Source organism: Acidisoma sp. 7E03 (assembly GCF_054665075.1).
The window spans coordinates 232,030-248,864 of the sequence record NZ_BAAFHE010000007.1 but is presented as its reverse complement, the minus strand read 5'-3'; the positions used below and the strand labels follow the sequence as shown (position 1 = coordinate 248,864).

The following is a 16,835-nucleotide window of genomic DNA, read 5'->3' as shown; positions in this document are numbered from 1 at the left end:
CACTGTGGCTGGAATGGTGTGCAGATGCGGAAATCCTTCCTCGGTCAGACGGCATTGGCGGGCGCATTGGCGATCGCCTCACCCACCGCGTGGCAGGCGGCGCGCGCGCAGAGCGTTTCGTGCAGCATCGGCGGCAATTCGGCTGCCTGCGGCTCGAACGGTTTCACGCAAACGGCCATCGCCGGCGGGTCCCAGAGCGCGGGGATCACCAACCAGGGTCCAGGCACCGCGGGCTACGGCATCCTCGCGCAGAGCATCGGCGGGGCGGGAGACATGGGCGGCACGGCAACCACGGTCAATCTCGGTCCCATCACGCTGCCCGCCCTCGCCAGCATTTCCGCGGCCATCGCCAATGGCAGCGGCGGCAATGGCAATAACGGCGCCGAGGCGAGCGGCTTCGCGTCCAGCTCGCGCGGTCAGACGGGCGGCAATGGCGCAGCCGCCAGCATCACCAACCAAAGCCTGGTCCAGACGGCGGTTAGTGGGGTGGCCGCGCTTTCCGCCCTCGCCGATGCCGGCTCGGGCGGGGCCGGAGGTGCGGCGGGCGATTTCGAGTCCGCGTCCGGTGGCGGTGGTGGCGGCATCGGCGGCACCGCGAGCGTCACAACGACAGCGTCCGGCAGCGTGACGACCACAGGCGATCACGCCTCCGCCATCGCGGCCTTTGCGCAAGGTGGTGTTGGGGGAACAGGCGGCGGGGGTGATGCTCCGAACAATGCACAAGCGGGTGGGAGCGGCGGCAACGGCGGTACGGCCGAAGTCACCAATGCGGCCGCGCTTTCGACGAGCGGGACCTATGCTCTTGGCGTCGATGCCGAAGCTCTTGGCGGCGCAGGCGGCAACGGTGGTGCTTCAACTAGCGCGACGAACAGCGGAGACGGCGCGGCCGGCGGGGCTGGCGGCACGGTGAGCATCGGCAATACCGGCATCATTCAAACAGATGGCGCCTCCGCTCTCGGCGTGAAGGCCGCAGCCGATGGCGGGGCCGGTGGCACCGGACCTGAAACGGGCGAGTTCCGCGACGCGGGTGGCAGTGGTGGCAATGGCGGCCAGGGCGGCAGCGTGACCGTGACGCTCGGGGCCGGCAGCCAGATTACCACGCAGGCTGCATCGGCCACGGCCCTGCTCGCCACGGCGGATGGCGGCGCAGGCGGTCTCTCCGTCAACAATGGGACGGGCGGCCAGGGCGGTGCGGCTGGCAGCGTCAGTGTGACTGCCGCCGGACCCATCGTGACTGCTGGCACGGGCTCCGCAGGAATCGATGCCGAGGCAGCCGGCGGCACGGGCGGGACGGGAGGCGTTGGCGGCTACAACGGCAGCGCGGGCATCGGTGGGGCTGGCGGAAAAGGGGCAGCCGCGACGGTCAGCACCAGCGCCGTCTTGCAGACGAATGGCGGCCAGTCTGACGGCGTGGTGGCGGTCGCCGATGGTGGTGCGGGTGGCACTGGTGGCGCGGGCGCTGTCGGAAACGATGGCCAGGCTGGTGGCGCGGCCGGCGCGGGTGGAACCGCGACCATCACCAATAGCGGCACGGTTCAGACGATGGGGCAGCAATCGCTCGGGCTTTATGCCTCGGCGCAGGGCGGCGCTGGCGGTGCGGGGGGCGCATCCGGCAGCGTGAGCGATGGCGGTTCGGGCGGCCAGGGGGGCGCGGGCGGCATCATCACGATCCGCAATGCGAACGGCACCGTGCAGACGTCCGGGCAAGATGCGACGGCCATTCTCGCCAACGCGATGGGTGGCGCAGGGGGCGCGGCGCAATCGGGCGGCGATGTGAACTCCACAGGCGGCGATGGCGCGGCAGGGGGCCAGGGCGGCACGATCAGCATCCAGAATACCGGCCTTGGCTTCATCGCGACCACGGGCCAAGGCGCCGGCGGCATCGTAGCCTTGGCCTCCGGCGGAGCCGGAAGCACCGCAGGCAGTGGCGAGGATGGTCAAGGCTCTGCCGGCGCCGGCGGAGCGGCAGGCCCCGTGACGATCAGCAATGCCGGCCTCATCACGACCACGGGTGAGACTGCGGCGGGCATTCAGGTCACCGCAAAGGGCGGCCTCGGTGGCGATGGCGGCAGCAGCCCCGACGGCGCTTCCGCCGGCGCCGCCGGCGGCCAGGGCGGCGCCGTCACCCTCACCGACGCAGGTACGATCACCACCGCCGGCAGCAGCGCGCCCGTCATCACCATCGACAGCAGCGGTGGCACAGGTGGCATCGGTCAAGCAGAAGGAGCGTCGCATGGGGGTGCGGCCGGGGGTGCTGGGGGTACAGCCGGCCGCATCACCGTCTCTCTCACACCTGGCGCCACGCTGCGCAGCATCGGGGGAAATGCCCCGGCCCTCAGCCTGCGGGCGAACGGCGGCGCCGGCGGCGAAGGGGGCCTTTCCTATTCGGCCTCAGGCGCGGGCGGCGCGGGCGGCACCGGAGGCGCCGTCGCGCTGGCACTCGCCGGTCTCCTCGGCACGGCGGGCACGGAATCGGATGCCGTGACGGTGGAAGCCAATGGCGGCGCAGGCGGCAGTTCGGGGCGCAGCCCGACGGCCGGCGCCACCGCCGGGACGATCGCGATCGCGCCCGCGGGCGCGGGGCAAAGCCTTGGCATCACCACAGCGGGCGTGGAAGCCGCCGGCATCTCCGCCGAAGCCATCGGTGGCGCGGGCGGCGCCGGTCTGTCCGGTGACGTCTCTGCGGCGAACGGCGCGCAAGGGGGCAGCGGCGGCGCTGTGACTCTGCAGCTGAGCAATGCCGCGACGATCACCACCATAGGCAGCCTGTCTCCGGCCGTGGCCCTATTGTCCCAGGGCGGGGCGGGCGGTGACGGCGCCGATTACATCAACCTCATCGGCAGCACGGGGAACGGTGCAGCCGGTGGTGCAGGCGCCGCGGTGAGCGTGACCGCCGCGGGCCGCATCCTGACCCAAGGCAATTATGCCAGCGGCATTTTTGCCGAGAGCATGGGCGGAAACGGCGGGGCCGGGGGCCTCACCACCGCGGCGGTCGATTCGCAGGGCGGTTCCGGCGGGATCGGCGGTGACGATGGCGTCATCGGCGGCGCGCCGATCGTGAGTGTCAGCACCAGCGGCTCCATCCAGACCCTGGGCTTTGGGGCGACGGCGATCGACGCCGAAAGCTGGGGCGGCAATGGCGGCGCGGGCGGCGGCGCCAATGGGCTGGTCACGGCCATCGGCGGCAACTCGGGAGCCGGTGGCTCGGGCGGCGATGTCGCGGTCAGCAATAGCGGCAGTGTCGGCACCAATGGCGATGCCGCCTTCGGCATTCTCGGCCTTTCCGTCGGCGGCGGCTCGGGCTCCGGCGGCAATGCCGATTCTCTCGCGCCCATCGTGGACGTCTCGGTCGGTGGCGATGCCTCCGGGGGCGGCAGCGGCGGCAACGTGACGATCGGCAATAGCGGCACGATCACCACCAATGGTGCCACGGGTTTCGGCATTCTGGCTGAAAGCGTGGGCGGTGGTGGGGGCAATGGCGGCACCGTCAATGCCAGTTCTGCCTCCTTCATCCTGCCGACGATTTCGGTCGCCATCGGCGGGGCAGGCGGCAATGGCGGCCCTGCCGGCAATACGACCGTGACCAATAGCGGCAGCATCACCACCACGGGCTTCGGCTCCACCGGGATCGAGGCTTTGAGTATCGGCGGCGGCGGCGGCACCGGCGGCGGCGCCAGCACCAGCTCCTATGAGGTGGGCTTCGGGGAGCTGCCGGCGATCACGGTGACCACGGCGATCGGCGGCACGGGCGGCACCGGCGGCAATGCCGGCACGATCAGCATCGCCAATACCGGGTCGATCACCACCGATGCCGATCTCGCAGCCGCCATCGCGGCCTATAGCGTCGGCGGCGGCGGGGGTGACGGCGGCAATGCGACGACGCTCTCCTATAGTTTCGGCACCGCGCCGCAGATAACACTCGACGTCGCCGTAGGCGGCACCGGTGGGGCCGGGGGCGCCGGCAATACCGTCACGGTGACCAATGCCGGGGGCCTCACCACCAACGGCTACGCCGCCTCGGCGCTCTATGCCGCGAGCATCGGGGGAGGCGGCGGCAATGGCGGCACGGGCGCGGCCGTGACCTCCACCGAACTGCCAGGCGCCGATTGGGTGCCGGTATCCTTGGGCACGAGTTACGCGCTCACGCTCGGCTTGGGCGGGGATGGCGGCGCAGGCAGCACGGGTGGCGCTGTCACCATCGCCAATAGCGGCGCGATCGCAACCCACGGCATCGATTCGCAAGGCATCTTCGCGCAGTCGATCGGCGGCGGTGGCGGCATCGGCGCGAGCGGCCAAGCCTACAGCACGGACAAGGAACAGTTGAACATCTCGGTGGGCGGCGCCGGAGGGTCGGGTGCCACGGGCGGCGCCGTGACGGTGACGAATGCGGCCAGCGGCACGATCACCACGACGGCCGACGGGGCAACCGCCATCGAAGCGCAATCGGTCGGCGGTGGCGGCGGTACGGCGGGCACCAGTTCGGCCGGTACCACCAACAGCGTGCTGGAGCAGGCCCAGGACATGGGCATCGAGAACGCGCTGTATGCGACCGTGAAAGCATTGCTTCCGAAATTCGCCGCCGCCAACAAGATCGGTCCGGAATTTACGCCCAGCGTCTCCGTGAGCCTAGCCGTCGGCGGCAACGGGGGCACCGGCGGAAACGGCGGCGCCGTCACCGTCACCAATCAAGGCCAGATCACCACCAACGGCAATCTGGCGGATGGCATCCTCGCCCAATCCGTAGGCGGCGGCGGCGGCATCGGCGGAGCTGCCGCCGAATCCGGCGCCAATCTGATCACGGAAGGTTTCGGCCTCGGCGGTACTGGTGGCGCGGGCGGCGATGGCGAGGGCGTGACGGTGACCAATAGCGGCGCCATCACCACGACGGGCGGCGCGGCCTTTGGCATTCTCGGCCAGTCGGTAGGCGGTGGCGGCGGCCTCGCCAGCCTCGGCACCACTGAAACCCTGCTCGACTTCACGATCTCGGCCGATCTCGGCGGTTACGGCAACCAGGCGAGTGCCGGGGGCGGCGGCACGGTCAGCATCCAGAATACCGGCTCCATCACCACCAGCGGCGCAGAATCCCACGGCCTCATCGCCCAGTCGATCGGCGGTGGCGGCGGCATTGAACGGCTGAACCCCAATGGCACGATTGCCTCCACCGGCAGCGACACTGCGCTGAGCAATCTCATCCAAAGCGAGTTGACCAGTCTCGGCTTCGACATCGCCGCCTATACCGCAGGCTTCGAACAGGCCTTGCAGCAGGCGGCGGGCACGCTCTCGATCGATCTGGGTGGCCAGGGTTCGACCGGCAATGGCGGCACGGTGGCGGTGACGGAGAATGGCAGCATCAGCACCACGGGCGCGAACGCCTTCGGCCTCGTTGCGCAGTCTATCGGCGGCGGCGGCGGCCTCGTCGCGTCTAGCGGTACTTTCGCCCAGCCCGTGACCCTGAAGAGTGGGACGCTGGGTGGCGGCAACGGCGACGGCGGCCCGGTGAGCGTGACTTTCGGCGGCAATAATGCGATCAGCACCTCGGGCGTGGGGGCCACCGCCCTCCTGGCCCAATCCATCGGTGGTGGCGGCGGCTATACCGGCGCCGTCACTGCGAGCGGCGTCAGCTACCAGGCCTTTCTGGCGGCAACCCCGCTCACCAACGGCATCGGAGGCGCCGTTTCCATCGCCCTGAACGGGCAGCAAATCGCTCCGCTCGACATCACGACGACGGGGGCGAATGCCCATGGCATCTTCGCCCAGAGCCTGAGCGGTGGCGGCGGAGCGGTGGGTTCGGCGAACGGCATCAGCATCCCCGTGGTGCAGAACAACACCGCCCGCACGGGCACCATCACGGATACGACGGCGCCGGGCGACGTCACCATCAATCTCAACGCCCATATCAGCACGACGGGCGCAGGCTCGGTGGGAATCTACGCGCAGGATGGCGTGCAGGGCAGCACGGGCGCAATCGTCTCGCCGGCCAGTCAGAACGGCAGCATCACGGTTACCTACGAAGGCAAGCTGATGGGGGGCGCCGGGACAGGCGCCGGCATTCAACTCGACGGCGGCAATCAGAACACCATCCTGCTGCTGATTGGCTCTCAAGTCGCCGCACAATCCAATACGGCGATCGTCGCCTCCCTCGGGCAGACCACTCTGGACAATTACGGTACCATCACCGGCAGCGTTGACCTCAATACCACCGGCCAGGCGACGGGCGCGGTCTTCCACAACGAAGCCGGCGGCACCTATGCCTCCGTCGCGGGCGCCTCTCCCCTCATCCTCGCGGGCAGCGGCGGCACGGCGAGCGGGCTGCTGCAGAACGACGGCACCGTCATCGTGGGCGGCCGGGGGGCCTTCGGCCGGATCGACCTCGCCGGCAACTACGTCCAGTCGCCGAGCGGCATCCTGGCCGCCGACGTCTCGGCCCTCGGCCCACAGCGGGCGGATCTGCTCTCGGCCAGCGGCACCGCGGCCCTCGCCGGCACCGTGCAGATGAACGTCACCGACAGCCTCTTGCCCGGCTCCTATCAGGTTCTGCAAGCGGCAGGTGGCATCATCAACGGCGGCGTTTCCGCGAGCCAGCGGCCCGGCACCTTCGTGCCTGTCACCTGGACGACGCAACAGGGAACGCAGAGCCTCAGCGTGTCACCCACGGTGCATTTCAACACGAGTGGCCTCGCCACCGATCGGAACGGCCAGTCCCTGCAGACCTACTGGCAATCGACCTGGGATGCCGGCGGTTCGGCCGCCTTGGCGCCGCTCTATGCACGACTGGTCAACCTGCCGACGGCCGCAGCCTATGGCACCGCCGTCAACAGCAGTTCGGCCGAGCATTTCGGCACGGCCCCCGCCGTACGATTGGGCGATGCGCAAGGCTCGCTCTCTGCGGTGCTGAGCTGCCCGATGTTCGAAGGGCACGGCGTCGACCTCGTCGAGACGGATTGCGTCTGGGCGCGGCTATCCGGCGGTTCGGCCGCCGAATATTCCAGCCCCCAGGGCCTCGGCTATCATGCGACCTCTGCGGGCTATCGCATCGGTGGCGAACACGCGATCGCGCCTGACTGGTTCCTGGCCGCCTCCGCCGCCTATGACACGAGCTGGAGCGTGGGCAACAACGGCAGCGCCAATTCGCTCGGCCAGGGCTTCGATCTCTCGGCGTCCCTCAAGCATCAGATGGGCCATTGGCTGGTGGGGCTCGCCGCCGATTTCGGCAATATGTGGTACCAGAACAGCCGGACCGTGCAGATCGGCAGCAATACGGCGACGGCCGCGAGCGATTCCCAGGCACTCAGCGCCTCCGGCAGGCTGCGGGTGAGCTACGAATTCCCCTTTGATCATTGGTATATCAAACCCTATTCTGATCTCGACCTCATCTACGTCTCCGTGCCGGGCTTCAGCGAAAGCGGCAGCAGCGGCACGAACATGGCGATCGCAGGCAGCAGCCAGACAACCCTCGGTATCAGCCCCAATGTCGAAATCGGCGGCCGCGTGGATCGCGGCCCGGACTGGACGCTGCGGCCCTATGCGACCATCGGCGCGACCTTCCTCTCCAACGCGAATTGGACGACGGAGGCGAGCCTCGAAGGGGCGCCCAGCGGCAGCGCGCGCTATTCCACCAGCACCCCCCTGCCCTCGGCCTTCGCCAATGTGGGTCTCGGCCTGCAGCTCCTCCGCGGGCAACGGTATGAGTTGCGCGCCGAACTCATGACCCATGTCAGCCCGAACTATCTGAGCGAAAGCGGCAACCTGCGCTTCGCCTATCATTTCTGAACCAGGCCACCTGGCCGGGTCGACGGGCCGTTGCGCAGGCGTTAGGGTCCCCATCTCCCGCTCTTCGACCGGAGACCTTCATGCCGCGCGTACCGGCCTCCATGTTCGGCATCGTCCTCGGCCTTGCCGGGCTCGGCGCCTGCTGGCGCCTCGGGCATCGGGTCTGGGGTCTGCCCGCCGCGGTGGGGGAGATCATCCTCACCCTCGGCATACTCGTCTGGGCCGCGCTGATCGTCCTCTACCTCGGGAAATGGCTGAGGACGCCGGCAGAGGCGAAGGCCGAACTCGGCCATCCAGTGCAATGCTGTTTCGTCGGCCTCATCGGTGTCGCGACGATGCTGAGCGGCAATGCGCTGCTCCCCTATGCGCGGCCTCTGACGGTGGCGCTCTTCCTGCTCGGCCTGATCTTCACCCTCGGCTTCGCGCTCTGGCGCACAGGCCTGCTGTGGCAGGGCGAACGGGAAGCGGCCGACACCACCGCCGTGCTCTATCTGCCAGCGGTTGCCGGCAGCTTCGTCGCCGCGACCAGTGCGGCCGGGCTCGGCTGGCCGGACTGGGGCTCCCTGCTCTTCGGCATGGGCTTCTTCTCCTGGCTCGCCATCGAATCGGTGCTGCTACACCGCCTCTACACCGGGCCGCGCATGGCGGTGGCGCTGCGGCCGACGCTCGGCATCCAACTCGCGCCGCCCGTGGTGGGGGCGGTCGCCTACCTTGCGGTGACACCTGGGGCGCCTGCGACGCTTGCCCATGGGCTGCTGGGCTACGGCCTGTTCCAGGCGCTACTGCTGATCCGGCTTCTCCCCTGGATCAGGGAGCAGCCCTTCGCGCCCTCCTACTGGGCCTTCAGCTTCGGCGGCACGGCGCTGGCAGCGACGCCGCTGATCATGCTTCTGCATGGCGATGGCGGTGCGATCAGCGTCCTGGCACCGATCCTCTTCGTGAGCGCGAACATCCTTATCGCTATCCTCGCCCTGGGCACGCTGCGGCTCGCGATCGCGGGCAGGCTCTTTCCCAAGCCGCCCGCGCCGGCCGTGCCGGTGGGGCGAGCCTGAGCGTGACGCCAGCGCGATGACCGTGCAACGCGCCCCGTGATCTCAGGACGTTTTCTTCAGCGCGGCCGGCTTGTGCGCTGCCTTTTTTCCCGATGCGTCGCTCTTGACGATGTATTGGGGATCGGCAGGGGATGCCTGGACCTTGTGGTCCTTGATGTGGGTCGATGAGGTCTGCTTCTTTTCCACCGTGCCATGCGCCTTGCCCTGGCTCGTGTTCCACGCGACCTTGTCGCCCTTCTTGAGTGCCACCGCGCCGATCCTTTCGCTTTTCTCTTCCGCTCACCGCGGTTTCAATCAGGTGGGGACTCGGGGGCGCCGCCTCAAGCGTCCGCCCTACCCTGCGCTATCAGGCCATTCCAGCGCGGCCACGAAATCCGCGGTGATCCGCTGGAGCCCAGCGCGGTCCATGCCGTCGGCGGCCTGCACCGCCAAGCCATGTGCGAGCGTCGCCACCAAGGCCGCCAAGTCCGCCGGGGTCATCTTGCCCGGGAGATCCTCAGGCTCGGCGATGGCTTCGAGGCGTTCCTGCAGCAATCCGCGCAAGACGGACCGCCGCTGCACCAACAAATCCCGCACGGCGGTTTCCGACTGGGCCGCGGGCACGCCTCCCGTCACGTCGAGACAGCCGGGCGATAACCTTTAAACGGTCAACTCCACCTGGACCGCGCGCCTTGGCGGCCGCGGCACGACCGGTTCGCCAACCGATATTCTCACCATGCCGGCACAGGTCTAAGCTGCCGCAGTCAGTGATGCGCGTGGCAGAGGTGACACGGCGGCGACAGGGCCGCCGGCGGGTGGATCGATAGGCCTTGGAGTGCCAGATGACGGCAGACGCTTCGCTGCTTCGGAACCTTCCCGACTTCTCACTGGAAGCAGCGACACGCTGGGTCGCCACCCATTACGGAATCGAAGGCGCATATCGACAGCTCGTTTCGGAGCGTGATCTGTCTTGGCGGATCACCGAGGCCGATGGCCGCACCGTCGTCGTCAAAATCTCCAACGCCCACGAACCCGAGGGCGTCGTGGATATGCAGGTGAAGGCTCTCGCGCATATCGTCGAACGCGATCCGACCCTTCCGGTGCCGCGTGTCGTGCCTTCCCTGGCTGGCAATCCATACGAGTGGATCGAAGACGCACGCGGCACCCGGCACATGTTGCGCGTGCTGACCTTCCTGTCCGGGCGGATCATGGAGCAGGTCGAGGAAGCCTTTTGCGCCAAGACCCGCTTCAAGGTCGGCGCGATGATGGGACGGCTCGACCATGCGCTGCGGGACTTCTTCCACCCTTATGCCGGCAGCAACATGCATCTCTGGGATATCTCGCGCAGCCTTGCCTTGCGTCCCCATGTCGCCAAGATTTCGGACGGCGAGTCCCGCCGTCTGTGCGAAGAGATTTTCGAGCGCGCCGAACGTTTCACCATTCCCCAACTGGCGCGCACGCGGCGGCAGGTCGTTCATCAGGACGCGCATGCCGGGAATATCCTCCTCGATCCCGAGGACGCGACGATGCCGGTCGGTATCATCGACTTCGGCGATATCGGGTACAACACCATCCTCGCAGAGATCGTCGCTGTGGCCGAGAGTTTCTCGGATCACGACGATGATCCGATCGCCTATCTTTGCGACGTCACCTCAGGCTTTGATTCGACCTATCCGCTGGAAGAAGCCGAGATCGACCTCGTCTACGACGCGATGCTCCTGCGCCTCGCGGTTGCGACCGTCATCGTGGAAGGCAGGAACGCGACTGCGGAAGCGGATATCCCTCACATCGACAATGCCGGCCACTACACGCGCATGATGGCCTTGCTGAGCCGCCAAGGCCGTGCGCAAGCCGTCCAGCGGCTTCGCGAGGCTTGCCGCTTTCCGGTCTACAGCACCGTGAACGACGCAGACGAGGATCTCGCGCGTGATTACGATGGGCTGCGGCGGGCACGTGACGCCCATATGGGGCCGATCTGGCACTTCTACAAACAGCCTCTACGCCTCACCCGCGCGCGGGGCGCCTGGATGTACACCGCCGACGGCACTGCCTATCTCGACGTCTACAACAACGTTCCGCAGATCGGTCATTGCCACCCGCACGTGGCCAAGGCGATCTACCGTCAGGCCAGCGCGTTGAACACCAACACCCGGTATATGTGTGACGTGGCGGTGGAGTATGCCGCCCGGCTGACGGCCGACCTGCCGGATCACCTCGACACCTGCATTTTCGTCAACTCGGGGAGTGAAGCCAATGACCTCGCGATGCAGATCGCGATGTCGCTCAGCCGGCATGATGGTGGGCTGATCATCGACCAAGCCTATCACGGCTGCACCGAGCTGACGACGGCACTCTCCAACGAAAGCTGGCGTGACCTGCCTGCCGCAGATCATCCGAAACGGGTCGAAATCCTGCTCGCCCCGGATATGTATCGCGGGCCGCACGCGGGCGATCCGAATGCCGCGGAGAAATACGCGGCCGATGCAGACCGGGCGATCGCCGCGCTGCGCGCGCGTGGCCACGAACCGGCCGCCTTCATGGTGGATACCGCCCTCTGTTCCACCGGCGTGCTGCAGGCGCCGGAGGGCTATTTCAACCGTGTGGCAGAGAAGGTTCGCGCGGCCGGGGGCTTCGTCATCGCGGATGAGGTGCAGGCCGGTTGTGGCCGCATGGGAGACTTCTGGGGCTTTCGCGCCAACGGGCTGGATGACCGAAACGTCGATTTCATCACCATGGGCAAGCCGGTCGGCAACGGCCATCCCTTGGGCGTCGTCATCCTCGGCTCGGCGCTCATGACGCGGTTCCTGAGCGGCAGCTATCCCCTGTTGTTCAGCACCTTCGGGGGCAACACCGTCGCCTGCGCGGCCGGCATGGCGGTGCTCGACGTGATCGAGCGCGAGGATCTCGTCCGGCGGGGCGCGGCCATCGGGGAGTATCTGCGGCAGGAGCTTCGGCGTCTCGCCGAACGACATGCGGTGATCGGCGACGTGCGTGGGCGAGGGATGATGACGGGTGTGGAGCTGGTGACCGATCGCGCCAGCAAGGAGCCCGCCGTCGCGCTGACCGGGCGGCTCGTCGATGACATGCTGGCCCGCAACATCCTCATCGGGCGCGGCACGCCGAATACCCTGAAGCTGCGGCCGCCGCTCATCTGGTCGCACGACGAGGTGGATTTTTTCATCCGCGCCTTCGACGAAAGCCTGCAGGCGTAAACGCACGCCCTACCGCGGCTCCGGTCCACAAAAAAGCCGCCCCTCGCAGGGCGGCTTTTTCAGCGAAGCGGGCGGGCCGAACTTACAGCGCCTTTTCGAGCTCCGGCAGAAGGGTGAAGAGGTCGCCCACCAGGCCGTAATCGGCCACCTGGAAGATCGGCGCCTCCTCGTCCTTGTTGATAGCGACGATGATCTTGCTGTCCTTCATGCCGGCCAAATGCTGAATGGCGCCGGAAATACCCACCGCGATGTAAAGCTCGGGCGCCACCACCTTGCCGGTCTGTCCCACCTGCTGATCGTTCGGCGCGTAGCCGGCATCGACGGCGGCACGGGAGGCGCCGATCGCCGCACCCAGCTTGTCGGCGACGGGCGTGATGAGTTCCTGAAACTTCTCGGAGGAGCCGAGCGCCCGGCCGCCCGAGACGATGATCTTGGCTGAAGGCAGTTCCGGCCGCTCGGACTTCGAGAGGCTTTCACCGACGAAGCGCGAAAGGCCGGGATCGGCCGCAGCACCCACGGTCTCCACAGGCGCGGACCCGGTTTCGGCGGCCGGCGGGAAGCCCGCGGTGCGGATGGTCAGCACCTTCTTCGCATCTGTCGCCTGCACCGTCTGGATGGCGTTGCCCGCATAGATCGGCCGCTCGAAGGTATCGGGCGAGACGATCTTGATGACGTCCGACACCTGCATGACGTCGAGGAGGGCCGCGACGCGCGGCATCACGTTCTTCCCCGAAGCGGTCGCTGTGGCGGCCAGCACGTCATAGCCGGGGGCAAGCTGCAGCAGCAGCGCCGTCACCGGCTCGGCGAGCTGATGGGCGAGTGCCGCGTCTTCCGCCAGCAGAACCTTGGACACGCCGGCCAGCTTGGCGGCGGCCGCCGCGGCGGCCTGAGCCCCTTGCCCCGCCACCAGCACATCCACCTCGCCACCGAGGGCAGCCACGGCCGAAACGGCGCGGGCGGTGGTTTCCTTCAGGCCCTGGGCGTCATGATCGGCCAGAACGAGCGTCTTCATCTCTCTATCCCCTCTCGTCTCGCGTCTCAGATCACGCCGGCTTCGTCGCGCAGCTTGGCGACGAGTTCGGCGACGGAGGCGACCTTCACGCCCGCCTTGCGGCCGGCGGGCTCCGTCGTCTTCAGCACCTTGAGACGTGGCGCCGGATCGACGCCGTAGTCCGCCACCGGCTTGATGGCGACGGGCTTCTTCTTCGCCTTCATGATGTTGGGCAGGCTCGCATAGCGCGGCTCGTTGAGGCGCAGATCGGTGGTGACGATCGCCGGCAGCTTGAGCGAGACCGTCTGCAAGCCGCCATCCACTTCGCGCGTCACGGCGATCGTGCCGTCCCCGATCTCGACCTTGGAGGCGAAGGTGCCCTGCGCCCAGCCGAGGAGAGCGGCCAGCATCTGCCCGGTCTGGCCGCAGTCATCGTCGATCGCCTGCTTGCCGAGAATGACGAGGTCCGGGCCTTCTTCGGCCACCACGGCCTTGAGGATCTTGGCGACCGCCAGCGGTTCCACCGTGTCGGCCACTTCGACGACGATGCCACGGTCCGCGCCCATCGCGAGCGCCGTGCGCACCGTCTCCTGCGCCTGGGCCGGGCCGATGGAGACGGCCACCACCTCGGTCGCCTTTCCGGCTTCCTTCAGGCGCAGCGCCTCTTCGACCGCGATTTCGTCGAAGGGATTCATGGACATCTTGACGTTGGCCAGTTCGACGCCGGAGCCATCGGCCTTCACGCGCACGCGGACGTTGTAATCAACCACCCGCTTCACCGGCACCAGGATCTTCATCGAGCCTCCATCGTCTTCAGGGAACACCGCCTAGCCGCGGAGGCTTTCCTATAGGCCGGAGAAGGCCAGTCGCAAAACCCCCTGGTCGGGAAGCATTCAGTGAAGCGCAGCCGAGGAGAAGACTGGCCCGGAGCCGACCAGTCACGTGGCCGATTGCGACATCCGGGCGAGCGCCGCCGGATGCGGGGCGGTGAGGCGCGGACCCTGGCCGAAGAGCTTGTCCCGCAGCGTGCCCGGCGCATAGCCGGTCTTGTAGAGGCCCCGCGCCTGCCATTCCGGCACCAGCAGGTCCACCGCATCGGTGAAGCTCTCGGGCAGCACGGCGTAAGAGAGGTTGAAGCCGTCGATATCGGTCTCTGCCGCCCAGGCGGCCATCTCTTCCGCCACCCGGCCGGCCGCGCCCGAGAAGACCGGCCCGGCCCCGCCGATGGCCACATGCTCGGCCGCTTGGCGCACCGTCCAATCCCGGGTGGGGTCGGCACGGGTGAAATTCTCCATCGCTGCGCGGCCAGCGTCATTGTCGATGTAGCGGATCTTCTGATCGAGGGCGTAGCCGGAGAAATCGACCCCGAGCCAGCCGCCCATCAGCGTCAGCGCGCCGATCGGGTCCACGTAGCTGCGGTACTCCGCGAGCTTGTCGGCCGCTTCGGCCGCCGTGGGCGCGATCACCGCCGTTGCTAGGGCGAAGACCTTGACGCTGTGCGGGTCACGCCCGGCGGCGGCGACCGCCTGGCGCAGGCGCGCGACGCGCGGGCCGATGACGGCGGCGGAAGGGCCGGAGACGAAGACGCATTCGGCATGGCGACCCGCGAAGCCGAGGCCGGCCGGCGAGCTGCCCGCCTGGTAGAGCACCGGCGTGCGCTGGGGCGAGGGCGCCACCAGATGCAGCGCCTCCATCTGTAGATGCGGGCTGTCGTGGCGGATGACGTGCACACGCTCCGGGTCCGCGTAGAGGCCAGCGCCCCGATCGGCCAGCACGGCGCCGTCTTCCCAGGAGCCTTCCCACAGCTTGTAGATCGCCGTCATGAAATCCTCGGCCACCGCATAGCGGTCGTCATGCGCGCGCTGGCGGCTTTGGCCCATGGCGCGGGCGGCGCTATCCAGATAGCTCGTCACGACGTTCCAGCCGGCGCGGCCGCCCGTGAGGTGATCCAGCGTCGAGAAGCGGCGGGCCAGTGGATAGGGATGCTCATAGGTGAGCGAAACCGTCACGCCGAAGCCGAGGTTGTGCGTCACCGCCGCCATGGCGGGGATGAGCAGCATGGGGTCGTTGGCGGGGAGCTGCGCGGCATGGGCAACCGCTGCGCGGGCGTCGCCGCCATAGACGTCATAGGGGCCGAGCACGTCCGCCAGAAAGACGCCATCGAATAGCCCGCGCTCCCACAGCCGGGCGAGGTCGAGCCACAGGCCGATGCCGTTGAACTCTCGCGAACGGTCGCGCGGATGGCGCCACAACCCCGGCGACTGATGCACCGGCGTGTTCATGGCGAAGGCGTTGAGGCGAAGCGTGCGGGACATGGCTCAGATCCAGAAGAGGACGGCCGCGGCACGCCCTGGAAGACTCACCGGTGGTCGAAGCGGGCGGCCAGCCGATCGCCCACCGCCTGCACGCCGCAGACCAGCAGGATGAGGATGGCGACGACGATGACGATCACCGGCGTGCTGAAGGCGTCATAGCCGAAGCGGATGCCGAGATCACCCAAGCCGCCGGCTCCCACCGCCCCTGCCATCGCCGAGGAGCCGATGAGAGTCACGAGGGTGACGACGAAACCAGAAATCAGGCCCGGCAGGGCTTCGGGAATCAGCACCTCCCGCATCACGGCCAGGCGGCTGCCGCCCATCGAGCGGACGGCTTCGACCAGGCCAGGATCGACCTCGCGCAGCGAAACCTCGGCGATCCGCGCGAAATAGGGCGTGGCGCCGATGGCGAGCGGCACGATGGCCGCTTCCGTGCCGATGGAACTGCCGGTGATCAGACGCGTGAGAGGAATGAGCGCCACCAGCAGAATGATGAAGGGCACGGAGCGCACGCCGTTCACCAACAACGCGAGGATACGGTTCAGCAGCGGGTGCGGCCACAGTCCGCCGGGCGCGGTTGCCACCAACACCAACGCCAAGGGCAGGCCGGCGATGAAGCCGATGAAGCCCGCGACCCCCACCATCTCGAAGGTTTGCCACAGCGCCGTCCAAAGATCGCTGCCGTCGATCGGAAGATCCCACATCAGAGCGCACCTGCGTCTTCGAAGCCGAGACCGGCCGCGGCCAGCAACTGGCGCGTCTCCTCGGCCTGAGGGTCGGTCAGCACCGCGCGCACTGGCCCCTGCTCCACCACCCGGCCGCGGGCCATGACCAGAACCTGATCGGCGATGCGCCGCGCCACGTTCATCTCATGGGTGATCATCACGATGGTCAGGCCCAGTTCACGATTGATGTCGCGCAAAAGAGCCAGGATCGAAAGCGTGGTCTCGGGGTCGAGGGCGGAGGTCGCCTCGTCGCAGAGCAGCAGGGACGGATTGGCGGCAAGCGCGCGGGCGATGCCGACGCGCTGCTTCTGTCCGCCGGAGAGCTGCGCGGGATAGGCCTCTGCCCGGTCGGCGAGCCCCACGCGGTCCAGCAGGGCGGCGGCGCGCGCACGCCGCGCCGCACGACCGACGCCCGCGAGTTTCAGCGGCAGCGCCACGTTGTCGAGCGCGGTCCGCGAGGACAGCAGGTTGAAATGCTGGAAGATCATCGCCGTGCGCCGGCGTTCGGCCTGCAATTCCGTTTCCGTGAGAGCCGTGATCCGGCGGCCGTCGATATCGACATGGCCGCTGTCCGGCCGCTCCAGCCCGTTGAGGCAGCGGATGAGCGTGGACTTGCCGGCGCCCGACCGGCCGATGATCCCGAGCACCTGACCGCGGTGCAGGGTGAAGGACACATCCTCGATCGCCGCGGTCTGTCCGAAGCGGCGAGAGAGGTTCGACACCATCAGAAAGGGCTCGGGGTCCTTCTTCCGCGTGCCGTGCAGCGGGCTATAGGTCACCCATTGATCCAT

Annotated in this window: 10 protein-coding genes; 3 read left to right on the top strand and 7 right to left on the bottom strand. The window is 68.1% G+C overall.

Translation table 11 applies throughout. From position 1 onward, the window contains the following. Positions 1-24: 24 nt before the first annotated feature. Both ACYQ6W_RS13185 and tehA read left to right on the top strand, forming a co-directional pair. Positions 25-7,770, top strand: a complete 7,746-nt coding sequence (locus ACYQ6W_RS13185; RefSeq protein WP_459675840.1) for a hypothetical protein — start codon at positions 25-27, stop codon at positions 7,768-7,770. 80 nt (positions 7,771-7,850) lie between these two features. After that, positions 7,851-8,822 (top strand): dicarboxylate transporter/tellurite-resistance protein TehA, encoded by a 972-nt coding sequence (tehA, locus tag ACYQ6W_RS13180; RefSeq protein ID WP_459675839.1) that lies wholly within the window; start codon positions 7,851-7,853, stop codon positions 8,820-8,822. A 42-nt stretch (positions 8,823-8,864) separates the two neighbouring features. Here tehA and ACYQ6W_RS13175 read toward each other — a convergent pair whose 3' ends face one another. Together ACYQ6W_RS13175 and ACYQ6W_RS13170 are read right to left on the bottom strand one after the other, a co-directional pair. Further along, complete coding sequence (locus ACYQ6W_RS13175) at positions 8,865-9,071, bottom strand: hypervirulence associated TUDOR domain-containing protein (protein WP_459675837.1); 207 nt, start codon at positions 9,069-9,071, stop codon at positions 8,865-8,867. Positions 9,072-9,155: 84 nt separating this feature from the next. Continuing rightward, positions 9,156-9,398, bottom strand: a complete 243-nt coding sequence (locus tag ACYQ6W_RS13170; RefSeq protein ID WP_459675835.1) for a hypothetical protein — start codon at positions 9,396-9,398, stop codon at positions 9,156-9,158. 245 nt (positions 9,399-9,643) lie between these two features. Here ACYQ6W_RS13170 and ACYQ6W_RS13165 point away from each other — a divergent pair, with 245 nt between their 5' ends. Then, entirely contained in the window at positions 9,644-12,013 is a 2,370-nt protein-coding gene (locus ACYQ6W_RS13165; protein WP_459675834.1) for an aminotransferase class III-fold pyridoxal phosphate-dependent enzyme, read from the top strand. 82 nt (positions 12,014-12,095) lie between these two features. On the opposite strand, the gene ACYQ6W_RS13160 is transcribed toward ACYQ6W_RS13165, so the two are convergent. The 5 genes from ACYQ6W_RS13160 to ACYQ6W_RS13140 form a co-directional block, all read right to left on the bottom strand. After that, positions 12,096-13,025, bottom strand: a complete 930-nt coding sequence (locus ACYQ6W_RS13160; protein WP_459675833.1) for an electron transfer flavoprotein subunit alpha/FixB family protein — start codon at positions 13,023-13,025, stop codon at positions 12,096-12,098. A 26-nt stretch (positions 13,026-13,051) separates the two neighbouring features. Then, entirely contained in the window at positions 13,052-13,801 is a 750-nt protein-coding gene (locus ACYQ6W_RS13155) for an electron transfer flavoprotein subunit beta/FixA family protein (RefSeq protein WP_459675831.1), read from the bottom strand. 141 nt (positions 13,802-13,942) lie between these two features. Next, positions 13,943-15,319, bottom strand: coding sequence for an LLM class flavin-dependent oxidoreductase (locus ACYQ6W_RS13150; protein WP_459675829.1), 1,377 nt, complete (start codon positions 15,317-15,319; stop codon positions 13,943-13,945). A gap of 44 nt (positions 15,320-15,363) precedes the next feature. Beyond that, positions 15,364-16,023 (bottom strand): methionine ABC transporter permease, encoded by a 660-nt coding sequence (locus ACYQ6W_RS13145; RefSeq protein WP_459675828.1) that lies wholly within the window; start codon positions 16,021-16,023, stop codon positions 15,364-15,366. Beyond that, complete coding sequence (locus ACYQ6W_RS13140) at positions 16,023-16,835, bottom strand: methionine ABC transporter ATP-binding protein (RefSeq protein ID WP_459675827.1); 813 nt, start codon at positions 16,833-16,835, stop codon at positions 16,023-16,025. The genes ACYQ6W_RS13145 and ACYQ6W_RS13140 overlap by 1 nt, the downstream gene beginning before the upstream one ends.